This window comes from Pseudomonas brassicae (assembly GCF_010671725.1).
Lineage (GTDB): Bacteria > Pseudomonadota > Gammaproteobacteria > Pseudomonadales > Pseudomonadaceae > Aquipseudomonas > Aquipseudomonas brassicae.
Map to the genome: position 1 here is coordinate 1 of NZ_JAAHBU010000589.1, position 1,687 is coordinate 1,687.

At 69.7% G+C, this 1,687-nt stretch carries 1 pseudogene; it reads right to left on the reverse strand.

What is annotated here, in order from left to right:
• Positions 1 to 1,687 (reverse strand): annotated as a pseudogene (locus G3436_RS26395) (DUF4118 domain-containing protein); the annotation flags it as partial.

Sequence of the window (1,687 nt, forward strand, 5' to 3'; positions counted from 1 at the left end):
GACAGCGGCCACCACCACCAGCGCCCGTTGGGCAAGGTGTCGCTGCCCAGGCCCGCGGCCTGATCGTGCTGCCAGGCCCAGTCGGCCGCAGCCCGCTCGTTGGTGCTGAACTGCAGCGCAGCGCCGCTGGCGACCTGCAACTGGCCTTCGGCATCGCGCTCCAGCAGGCACATCTGCACATCTTTCCAGCCGTCCAGGTGCTGCCCGGCAGCGCTGAACACCGCCTGGCGGTCGGTGGCCGCCGTGAGCTTGCGCGACAGGTCGAGCAACTGCCCGGTCTGCTCCTGGGTCTCGCGCAGCGCCTGCAACTGGCGACGCTGGCGCGCGGCCAGGTTGCCGGTCAGCGCCGCCATGAGCAGGAAGAACACCAGCGTCAGCACGTCTTCCTCGCGCTGGATGCTGAGCGAGAAGCTGGGCGGGATGAACAGAAAATCATAGGCCAGGAACGACATGGCCGCGCACACCAGCGCCGGCCCCAGGCTGCTGCGCACGGCCACCAGCAGGACTGCCGCCAGGAACACCAGGGAAATGTTGGGCAGCGCCAGCAGCCCCGCCACACCCCACGCCAACGCACTGGCCAGCAAGGTCGCCAGCAGCGCCAGCAGGTAGTGGCGCCAGGCCCAGGCCCGGCCACCTGGGCACGCGCCGGTGCGGGCTGGACGTCACGGTCCAGCACGTTGATTTCCAGCCCATGTGCCTCGCGCAGCAGGCGCGCAGCCACCCCCGCGCCAAACCAGCGCCGGCGCAGGCGATCACGCGACTGCCCCACCAGTACCAGGCTGGCGCGTCGCTCCAGGGCATGCTGGATCAGGGTGTTGGCCACCTCGCCGGCACGCAGCAGCACCACCTCGCCACCAGGCGCTCCGCCAGTTGCTGGGCCGCCTGCAAGCGCTGACGCGCGTTTTCGTCCCGCAGCCGGCCGTTGTCCACATGCACCAGGCTCCACGGCAGATGGCGGCGCTGCGCCACCCGGCTGGCGTGGCGCACCAGGCGCTCGGCCTGGGCATCGCCATCCACGCCCACCAGCAGCCGTCCGCGTACTGCCGGGGCGTCCTGGCCAAGGGTGCGGTAGCCATGTGCGAGGTCGGCGTCGACCTGGGCCGCAGCGGTGTGCATGGCCAGTTCGCGCAGGGCGGTGAGGTTGGTCTGGGTGAAGAACGCATCGATCGCCGCACGCGCCTGCTCCGGCACGTACACCTTGCCATCGCGCAGGCGCTCAAGCAGCTCGCGCGGTGGCAGGTCGATCAACACCAGCTCGAAGGCTTCCTGCAGCACCCAGTCGGGCAACGTCTCGCGCACCTGTACGCCGGTGATGCCCCGCACCTGGTCATTGAGGCTTTCCAGGTGCTGCACGTTGACCGTGGTGTATACATCGATACCAGCCGACAACAGCTCCTGCACGTCCTGCCAGCGCTTGGCATGGCGGCTGCCCGGGGCGTTGCTGTGGGCCAGTTCGTCCACCAGTGCCAGGTGCGGAGCGGCCTTGAGCAGGCCGTCCAGGTCCATTTCCTCAAGCATCACGCCACGGTACTCGGCGCGTAGCAGTGGTTGCTGCGCCAACCCGCCGAGCAGCGCCTCGGTTTCGCTGCGCCCATGCGTCTCGACGATGCCCGCCAGCACCCTCACGCCCTGTCGCACCTGGGCATGCGCGGCCTGCAGCATCGCGTAGGTCTTGCCCACGCCAGGC